The organism is Candidatus Cloacimonadota bacterium, from assembly GCA_012516855.1.
Classification (GTDB): Bacteria; Cloacimonadota; Cloacimonadia; order Cloacimonadales; family Cloacimonadaceae; genus Syntrophosphaera.
In genome coordinates this window covers 1-8745 of record JAAYWB010000064.1, presented here as the reverse complement: position 1 = coordinate 8745, position 8745 = coordinate 1, and the positions used below count along the sequence as shown (strand labels likewise).

The following is an 8745-nucleotide window of genomic DNA, read 5'->3' as shown; positions in this document are numbered from 1 at the left end:
GCGAAACCTTTCGCCAATGGATCCCGGATCAATGTCACCTCGCGGGCTCGGTGACGTCCGGGATGACGTTGCCCTGGAGGCTGGCGTCGAGCAAGGAACGAGCATCGACGCCAGCAGCAATAATCCCTGTAGTCCAAGCTCGCAAACTCGCTGGACTCCAGGCTCCACCAACATCGACGGCAGCAATGAATGATTTTTCAGATGCTTCCTGCCGTCCATGCTCACTACATTCGCTGTACGCCGAGCCAAATCCCAGCCCGGCTTTTTCTCGAGACAAAGTTACGTTCAAAGCATTGATTTCAGGTCTGCCACGAACTCCCGGACATGTTCTTCCGTGGTGTTGAAACTGCACATCAGCCGCACCTCGTTGCGGGCTTCGTTCCACATGTAGAAGCGGTATTTTTCCTGGAGGGCGGGGGTGATGTCGGGCGGGAGTATCACGTAGAGGGAATTCACCGTCACCGGCTGGGTTATGCGCACTTGCGGAATATCCCTGATCCGGGAGGCGAGCAGCGCGGCCATCTTGTTAGCGTGCAGGGCGTTGACACGCCAGAGCTCATCTTCCAGATAGGCGTCGAACTGCGCGGCGATGTAGCGCATCTTGGAAAAGAGCTGGTTTCCCTGTTTGCGGTAGAAACGCAGGTCCGCGGTCTGTTCCGGCGTGAAGCTGATCAGCGCTTCGCCGAAGAGGAGGCCGTTTTTCGCTCCGCCCAGGCTCACCGTGTCGGCCCCGACGTCCTTGGTCATCTCTTTCAGGCTGCATTCCAGGGCGGCGGCGGCGTTGGCGAGCCGTGCGCCGTCGATGTGCAGAAACATCCCGTGTTCGTGGGAAAAGTCAGCCAGGGCTTTGAGTTCGGCCAGAGAATAAAGCGTGCCGTATTCCGTGCTTTGGGTGATGGAGACCACCCGGCCCTGGGAATGGTGCTGGTCGCGGTTGGTGAGCAGATGCGGATGGATGAGTTCGGGGGTCAGCTTGCCGTCCCGGGTATCGATCACCTTCAGCCGCGCCTGGGTGAATTTCTGCACGGCTCCGCACTCGTCAACGTTGATGTGGGCCGTGTTGGCGCAAAAAACCGCGTTGTAGGAACGGATGTAGTTTTGCAGGGCCACCACGTTCGCCCCGGTTCCGGTGATCAGGAAAGCGGCCTCGCAGCCGCCTCCGAACAGCCATTCGAGCTTTTTCAGCACTTTTTCGGTGAGGGGATCTTCCCCGTAGGCGGGACAATAGCCCAGGTCCGCTTTGCGCAAGGCTTCCCAGACCTTGGGATGCACTCCGCTGTGGTTGTCGCTTCCAAAACTTATAGGATACATTTTTCTCCCAGATTGCGGTCACGGCTCCGGTTGTTCGTCCTGTCCCGATGCTTCGGGAGGGTCGGTTTCCGGAACCGTAACTTCTTTTTCCGCCGGTATTTCCAAGTCCGGCAGGGCTTTCATTTTCCTCCTCTGGCGCAACGTGGCGATTATCACCATAAAAGGCAGCAGCGCGAAGATTAGCGAGGAAAAGCCGGTGATGAGGTAGATCCAGGCTTTGCGGCGGCTGGCTTCCGCGAAATCCAGACTGAAGCTGTGGAGGTTGGAATTGTAGGCCCGGCCGAAAGCTTCCGCGAAACGGACCCGCTCTCCCCGGCGGTTGTGGGCGGCCACGATGTTCCAGAACGCACGCCAGGCCTTCGGGTCTTTCTCGCGCATGTAACGCACGGCGAAATATGAGGTTAAATAGTACATTTCCCAATCTTCCCGCTGCTTCGGATAGTTGTAGGCCAGCCTGAAGAGGTCCATGCGGTTGCCCCAAAAGCGTTCCCTCACATAGTGATAGTAGCGGTCGAGCCCCAGTTGGTGCCCGTATTCCGTGGCCAGGCCTTCGTGCAACCAGAGGGGGGCCCCGATCATCAGTTCATCCAGCAGCCAGTGGGTGTATTCGTGCAGGATCAGCCCGCTGTAATTGGCGGGAACCTGGTCGGCGCTGCGGGCATAGATGCGGCGTTCCCGGCCGGAATAGAAAGCCTCGCTGAATTCCACAATGGCACCGCGTCCCCGGGCCAGGGCCTGGTAAGAGGCGCGGTCAGGAACGATGAAGATTTCGGCCTTGCCTTCTGGATAGACGCCCAAATCCATCTGGAGCTTTCCTATCCTCGAGTCCAGTTCATCCACGAAGCTCCGGCCGCCGGGGAAACCGCCATCCACGCTGTGGATAACGAAGTTTTCCGTGAAGGCCGCCACCTTGTATTCCTGAGCCGCCAATCCCGCAGCGAGCAGGCAAAGAGCGAACAGCCAAAGCAGGCGTTTCAGTTCGGCAACTCCTTGCGCCCCAGAAGGGTATAATAGTCCGTGGCGTCTTTTTTGGCCACGTTGCCGGAGGGAACTTTGTCTATCCTGATTTCGTGTTCGAAGCCATAGAGCCTGAAGACCAGCAAATCCCCCTCTCTCACCTCGGCGGAGGCTTTGGCGGTTTTGCCGTTCAGGCTCACCAAGCCCTTGTCGCAGGCAGTTTTGGCGATGTTTCGGGTCTTGGTGAGGCAAAGCTTGTTGAGCAGTTGGTCAATACGCATGGCGAACCCCTTTTTCGGAGGCGTATTTCTATATGGTTCTGATTGTTAACGGGATAAGAGCCGCTGCGTTTCCAGGGCGATCATCAGCTCTTCGTCGGTGGGAACCTTCAGCACTGTCACCCGGGATTCCGGCGCGCTCAGCAGCGCTATGTCGGAGCCCGCGTTGGCGTTGGCTTCAAGATCCAGCCTGATGCCCAGGGCATCCATATCCTGGCAGACCTGTTCGCGCATGGCGGACATGTTTTCGCCAACCCCTCCGGTGAAAACCAGCAGGTCCAGGCCGTTCATCGCGGCGAAGTATGATCCGATGTATTTCTTTATGCGATAGCAATATACGTCAAACGCCTGAATAGCGGCGGGGTTTTTGTGGATAGTCATCTGGTCCTCGATTTCGCGCATGTCGTTCGAAATCTGGGAAAGGCCGAGCATTCCGCTTCTCTTGTTCAGGATGACGTTCACTTCGTCCACCCCCATCCCCATGTTTTTCTGCATGTGGATAGGCAGGGCGGGGTCGATGTCGCCGCAGCGGGTGCCCATCATCAGGCCTTCCAGCGGGGTTAGGCCCATCGAGGTGTCGATGCTTTTGCCGCCGTCTATGGCGGTGATGGAGGCGCCGTTGCCAACGTGGCAGGTGATGATTTTCAGGTCCTCGATGTTTTTGTTCAAATACTCAGCCGCCTGCATGCTCACATACTTGTGGGAAGTGCCGTGGAAGCCGTAGCGGCGGATTTTGTGGACCTTGTAAAAGTCCAGCGGAAGCGGATAGAGAAAGGCTCGTGGAGGCATGGACTGATGGAAGGCGGTGTCGAAAACCCCGCACTGCGGAACGGAAGGCATATTGGCCTTCACGGCCTCGATCCCTTTCAGATTGGCGGGGTTGTGCAGCGGCGCCAGCGAGACGCATTCCTGCATCACGTTCACCACGTGGTCCGTGATCACCACGGCGTCCGAATAGTGTTCCCCAGCATGCACGAGGCGGTGTCCCACGGCGTCGATTTCGCTCTTGTCGCCGATAACGCCGTTAACCTTGTCCAGCAGCGAGTCGATTATGAGCTGGAGACCCTGTTCGTGGTTCTCGATCACCATTTCCCGCTTTTTCTTGGTGAATTTTTCGCTTTTGTAGGTGAAGAGCGCGATGTCTTCCCCGATCCTTTCCGCGATGCCTTCAGCCAGCACGTGCCGGGGCTCGATGTCGATGAACTGGTATTTGATGGACGAACTGCCGCAATTGAGCACTAAGATTTTCATTTGTTCCTCGTTGTTTTGTTTTTTTGTCCAAGTCGGCGCGGAGGGGCAAAACTGTCAACCGATTTGGCTGTCCGGCGCTTTTTGGCTACGCATCCACGTTTATCCGCGCCCCATTCACGTCCGGCTGAAAAAGCCACAACCCCGGCCCTCGGGCGGGCGGGGGCGAAAGGCAGGCCGGATCAGGAAAAGAGGCGGATCAGCAGGGGTGTGGTGAAGAGGGATATGAGGGTTGAGACCGAGACCATGGTGGCGGCGAAGGAGCGGTCCATGTTCTCGCGGTCGGCAAAGATGAGGGTGTTGAAACCCACCGGCAGGGCGGAACAGGTGAGCACCACCAGGCGCGGGACGCCCTGCAGCCCGAAGAGCAGGGAAAGCGCGAATCCAGCGGCGAAACCCAGGCCCATCCTGATGAACACGGCTATCAGCGCCTTGCCCAGATGGGAGAGCTTGGGCGCGAAAGCCAGTCCCAGAGCCACCATCATCAGCACTCCGATGGGCTGGCTCAAAACCTCCAGCAAGGTAATCGCGGCAGGCGAGATGTGCAGTCCGAATCCCTTGATGGCAAAGGCGATGGCCATGGCCCAAAGCGGCAGCAGGGTGAGGAATTTCTTTATCTGGATGCGGTCGCTGTGGGCGTTGTCTCCGTATTTGATGGCGTTGTAGTAGCTGAAAGTGAAGATCAGGATGGTGTTGCCGATGTCGTAAAGCGAGGCGAGGGCAAGTTCCTCGCTGCCGATAGCCTTGAAATAAGGCAGGGCGAAGGCCGTGTTCATGATCATCGTGCCCACCAGGAAAGAGCCGAAAGTGGGGCGGGGCATGGCCAGTTTTTTGCCGATGGATGATGAAATGAAATAGATGATGAAAACCACCAGCATGGCGATCAGCGGGACCAGCAGCATGTTCGCGGAAGGCGTGGCACGGTAGATGGCGAGGATCATCAACGGGGGCAGGCAGACGTTGAGCATGAAGCGCAGCAGCACCGGGGCGTCGTCTTTGGAAAGGAATTTCAGGCTTTTCAGAACGATGCCGAGGGCGAAGGAGAAGACGAGGACGATGTTTTGTTCAGTCATGGCTTTTTAACGCAGGGGCTGGAAGAAGGGGAGACACGGAGAAAAGGGGGAAGGCCGGCCTCCGTGAAAGGTTGAAAGACATAAGGGTTGCGGACACACGCTTCCTAAAACCGGATTCCCGCCTCAATCGCCGGGGGCGTAAAAGACCTTGTAGAGAAGGTCCAAATCGGCCAGCAGCCTGGCGTTGCGGGTTTCCTCCGCCCGGTTTTCCGGCTTCTCGAGCAGTTGCCAGGCGGGATCTTGGGCCAGGGCTTGGGCGAGGTTCCACTTGCGTTTGAATCTCCTGCCCTCCAGTTGGCTGAGCGCTTCCAGCTGTTCCGGGCTCAGGCGCTTGTCCAGGCCATGTTTTTGCAGCAGTTCCAGCTTCACCAGCAGGGGGTGGTTTTCGCTGATGGAGATGATTTCCCTGGCCTGTTCTGGCGGGTAGGCGTCTTCGAAAGTGAGTTCCCGGTAGATTTCCATCTCGGTCTTGAAGGTGCGCAGGTTCACGAAGCTAAGCTTGTTGGTGTCTATCCCCCGGCGCCCGATTTCTTTCACCGCGCTCTTGTCCACGCTGTAGGTTAGGGGATGGCGGACCTCGAGCTCAAAGACGTTCTGCGTGATGAAGAGGGCGACGAAGGAAAAAAGGAAGGCCATCGTCGGCGCGGCGATCCAGGCCAGGGTGACCTTGCCGAGGACATTGTAGCGGATGTTTCTTCCGCCTTTGGCGAGCCCGATTCCGATCACGGCGCCCACGATCACCTGGGTGGAAGAGATCGGCACCAGCGGAATGGGCGGAAGCCCCAGCGAGACAAGCAGGTCATGCAATCCGCGGGAGGAAAAGAGAAAGAGGACGATGGTCTCCGTGAGCAGGGCGACCAGCGCCGTGGCGGGCGAAAGCTGAACGATGTCTTTGCCCACGGTGCCCATCACCCGGTGGGAATAGGTGTAAATGCCCAAAACCACTGCCAGTGCGCCGATGATGTAAAGCTGCTGCACGCCGGTGATGGATAGGGAGGGGCCGAGCGCGATATCCTTGAAGGGCGTGACCGGAACAAAGACGCCCACAGCGTTGGCGATGGTATTGGCGCCCAGGAAGTAAGACCCCACGGCGCCAAAGAAGATGAGGGCGTAGCGGATGATCATGTCCTGTTCCAGCAGGTGGCGCTTCGAGTTGTTGACCCAGCCGCGCACGATGTAGAAGAGCAGGGCGGCTATTCCGGCGGCGACGACGAAGGCGGTTATCCAGCTGCTGGCGATGGTGAGCAGGGAACCGAAGTTGGTGAGGCGCCCGGAAAAGTAGTTCCAGCCGATGAGCGCGCCCACGATGGTCTGTGAAACAGAGACGGGAATGCCCAGCCGCACTATCACCAGGATGGCCAGCGCGGCGGCCAGCGCCACGGTGAAAGCGCCGCCCAGGGCGTCCACCGAACCCAAACGGCCCAGGGTGCTGGAGGGTCCGCTTCCCTCCAAAACCGCTCCCAGAAAGTAAAAGACCGAGGCGATCAAGGCTGCCTGGCGGAATCTGATCATGCGGGTGGAAACAGCGGCGCCAAAGATGTTGCCGGTGTCGTTGGCCCCCATCGACCAACCTATGAACAGGCCGCTGATCAGGAAAATGTAGATCATGCCGGGGTCAGAGCTGCCTTTTGATGGCGTAGATGGCCAGGCGGTCGCAAACGGCCTGGGCGTAATCGGAGATTTGTTCGATGTGCAGGGCGAACCAGCGCAGATGGGACTTTTGAGCGAGTTCCATATCCTGGGCGAAAATGAGGCGGCGCAGCTTTTCGCCCAACTGGTCGGCCTCGCGCTCGAAGAAATAAACCTTGTGGATGTAGTTGTTCACCTGGGCAAGGTCGCGGAAAAAGGAGCGCACGGCATAGGTGAGCTGCTCCACGGCCGCTGTCGAGGCTTTGGTGGTCTGTATCCAGAGGTCGTTCGCCTCCTGCGGTATCTGCGGCATTTCGATGGAAAACTGCATCAGCGTGTCCTTGATGTTGTCCATCACCTCGTCCGTGTTTTCCAGAATGGCCAGAACGTCGCCCCGGTTTTCCGGGATGAGGGTGCGTTCGTAAAGATAACGCTCTATCGCCACGCGCAGGTCGTCGGCCTTTTTTTCGTTTTCGCGGATGAGGTTCAGCCGCTCTTCAAACTGCTCATACCTGCCCAACAGGTAATCCTCCACGCCAAGCTGGAAGAGCAGCGCGGAATCGCTTACCACATCCAGGAATGTGTCAATCTGCGACTCCACGAACTTGGTGGTTTTCAGCGCCAGTGCCATGTCAACTCCTGTTCTCTGTTATAGTCAATGTAACCTTTCAGTTTATTTTCAACCTTATAAATCTGTCAAGCGGAAAAGCGCGGACCCTTATGCATCATTCCGGGCCTGACCCGGAATCCAGTCCGGACGGAATAGCCTATAATCCACCACCCAGCCCCACATCCACGTCATTCCGGGCTTGACCCGGAATCCAGTCCTTATCCTTTCATGGATCCCGGATCAAAGTCACCTCACGGGCTCGGTGACGTCCGGGATGACGTATGTTCTGCTCTCCCGGCCAATGTCTTTACACGTCATTCCGGGCTTGGGATGACGTATGTTCTGCTCTCCCGGCCAATGTCTTACGCGTCATTCCGTGCCTGACCCGGAATCCAGACCGGGCTGAATAGCCCATAAACCCCCACCCAGCCCTAAACCCACGTCATTCCGGGCTTGACCCGGAATCCATCACTTATTACATTCCTTGCGCCTCTTGCGCAGTTTGCGTCTTACGCACGCGGCGAGATTTCGACAGCATTCTTGAAACCCAGGCGGTTGAAGACCAGTTCCAGCATGAGCAGGATGATCAGTTCAAAGAACGCCTGTTCGTCATCTTCTTTGATGAAGGGGATGTCCACCAGCTTGTTCACTTTGGCGGCCAGTTCCCGGGCGAGTTCTTTCAGCAGGTTCTCGTTCATTTGTCTCTCCTTGTTTTTTTACCACAGAGTCACAGAGGGAAAGCGGAGTTCGTGGAAAGGTGGAAGGGGACTCCGACCCCTGGAGTCCAGCGAGCTTGCGAGCATGGACTACAGGAATTGTTGCTGTTGTCGTCGATGCTTCGTTCTACGCCAGCCCATCCCTCTTTTTATCCCGTAGATCCTGTCATCCGCGTTCCCTTCAATTCGTGGACGGTAAAAGGAGGGGGCCTTCCGACCCCCTCTTACCCTCCGGGTCAGTAGGCTTCGGTGAGGTCGTCGTAGTTGGCGACCTTTTTCAGGAAGCCGTTTTCGATGGCGTTTTTCACGGTGCTGACGCTGGCGCCGCCGAGTTCGAAGTCTTCCACGGTGAGGGTGGAGATGTCGATGCTGGGCGTCTTGTCCTGCCAGGCGTGGAGCGCTTTCACCCAGAGCGCGTAGCCGTTGGGCGGATACTGCGTTTTGGGCACGTTTTCGTTGCCGTTGCGCTGGGCGTAGGTTTTAAGGTCCGCCTTATACTCGGGCGAGGCCCCGGCCCAAAGGATGGCCAGGTTGCTGCCGGTTTTGCCCAGGTTGTCGTTGTGGACGGTTAGCCTGGGATACACGTATTCACGCCCGATGCAGAGCTTGTGGTCCCGGTAGCTGCCATAGACCATTTCGTCGATGGTGCCGCTGTAGGTCGCGATGCCGTATTTGAATTTCACCTTCATGGCTGTGTCCTCCTTGTTTTATTGGGATTTTCCTTTCCGCGCGCGAACGGAAACACATCCCTCTATAAACGTGCGTATGAGAAAAATGGGGTTTCGCGGAAATATTTTGCGTTTCCCGGGAAAAAGCCTTACACAGACTGCAGGTAGCGGCGCTCGCCGAAGCGCCGAAACTCCCAAACCAACGTCCAGAAACAATCTCAATCCCAGCCTCCATCCCACGTCATTCCGGGCTTG

At 57.5% G+C, this 8745-nt stretch carries 10 protein-coding genes; 1 reads left to right on the top strand and 9 read right to left on the bottom strand.

The window, feature by feature from the left end; genetic code table 11:
- Positions 1–31: 31 nt before the first annotated feature.
- A complete protein-coding gene (locus GX466_06655; protein NLH93883.1) occupies positions 32–193 on the top strand; it encodes a hypothetical protein in 162 nt (53 codons plus the stop codon).
- A 92-nt stretch (positions 194–285) separates the two neighbouring features.
- Here GX466_06655 and GX466_06650 read toward each other — a convergent pair whose 3' ends face one another.
- From GX466_06650 to GX466_06610, 9 genes are all read right to left on the bottom strand, one after another.
- The gene (locus GX466_06650) at positions 286–1311 is read right to left on the bottom strand and encodes a threonine aldolase (protein ID NLH93882.1); all 1026 of its coding nucleotides are present in this window, start codon (positions 1309–1311) and stop codon (positions 286–288) included.
- Positions 1312–1329: 18 nt separating this feature from the next.
- A complete protein-coding gene (locus tag GX466_06645) occupies positions 1330–2220 on the bottom strand; it encodes a M1 family metallopeptidase (GenBank protein NLH93881.1) in 891 nt (296 codons plus the stop codon).
- A gap of 65 nt (positions 2221–2285) precedes the next feature.
- Complete coding sequence (locus tag GX466_06640) at positions 2286–2549, bottom strand: RNA-binding protein (GenBank protein ID NLH93880.1); 264 nt, start codon at positions 2547–2549, stop codon at positions 2286–2288.
- Between the two features lie 45 nt (positions 2550–2594).
- Entirely contained in the window at positions 2595–3797 is a 1203-nt protein-coding gene (locus GX466_06635) for an acetate kinase (protein NLH93879.1), read from the bottom strand.
- Between the two features lie 179 nt (positions 3798–3976).
- Positions 3977–4867 (bottom strand): AEC family transporter, encoded by an 891-nt coding sequence (locus tag GX466_06630; protein NLH93878.1) that lies wholly within the window; start codon positions 4865–4867, stop codon positions 3977–3979.
- Between the two features lie 123 nt (positions 4868–4990).
- Positions 4991–6475, bottom strand: coding sequence for an inorganic phosphate transporter (locus GX466_06625; protein NLH93877.1), 1485 nt, complete (start codon positions 6473–6475; stop codon positions 4991–4993).
- Positions 6476–6482: 7 nt separating this feature from the next.
- Positions 6483–7127 carry a DUF47 family protein gene (locus GX466_06620; protein ID NLH93876.1) on the bottom strand — a complete coding sequence of 215 codons (645 nt, stop codon included), beginning with the start codon at positions 7125–7127 and terminating at the stop codon, positions 6483–6485.
- Between the two features lie 488 nt (positions 7128–7615).
- Complete coding sequence (locus GX466_06615; protein NLH93875.1) at positions 7616–7804, bottom strand: hypothetical protein; 189 nt, start codon at positions 7802–7804, stop codon at positions 7616–7618.
- 254 nt (positions 7805–8058) lie between these two features.
- Entirely contained in the window at positions 8059–8511 is a 453-nt protein-coding gene (locus tag GX466_06610; protein NLH93874.1) for a hypothetical protein, read from the bottom strand.
- Positions 8512–8745 lie beyond the last annotated feature (234 nt).

Bases quoted from the DNA above. Each gene is read 5' to 3' on its own strand.
- GX466_06655 (NLH93883.1), top strand. From the start codon at position 32: ATGTCACCTCGCGGGCTCGGTGACGTCCGGGATGACGTTGCCCTGGAG.
- GX466_06650 (NLH93882.1), bottom strand. From the start codon at position 1,311: ATGTATCCTATAAGTTTTGGAAGCGACAACCACAGCGGAGTGCATCCC.
- GX466_06640 (NLH93880.1), bottom strand. From the start codon at position 2,549: ATGCGTATTGACCAACTGCTCAACAAGCTTTGCCTCACCAAGACCCGA.
- GX466_06635 (NLH93879.1), bottom strand. From the start codon at position 3,797: ATGAAAATCTTAGTGCTCAATTGCGGCAGTTCGTCCATCAAATACCAG.
- GX466_06630 (NLH93878.1), bottom strand. From the start codon at position 4,867: ATGACTGAACAAAACATCGTCCTCGTCTTCTCCTTCGCCCTCGGCATC.
- GX466_06625 (NLH93877.1), bottom strand. From the start codon at position 6,475: ATGATCTACATTTTCCTGATCAGCGGCCTGTTCATAGGTTGGTCGATG.
- GX466_06620 (NLH93876.1), bottom strand. From the start codon at position 7,127: ATGGCACTGGCGCTGAAAACCACCAAGTTCGTGGAGTCGCAGATTGAC.
- GX466_06615 (NLH93875.1), bottom strand. From the start codon at position 7,804: ATGAACGAGAACCTGCTGAAAGAACTCGCCCGGGAACTGGCCGCCAAA.
- GX466_06610 (NLH93874.1), bottom strand. From the start codon at position 8,511: ATGAAGGTGAAATTCAAATACGGCATCGCGACCTACAGCGGCACCATC.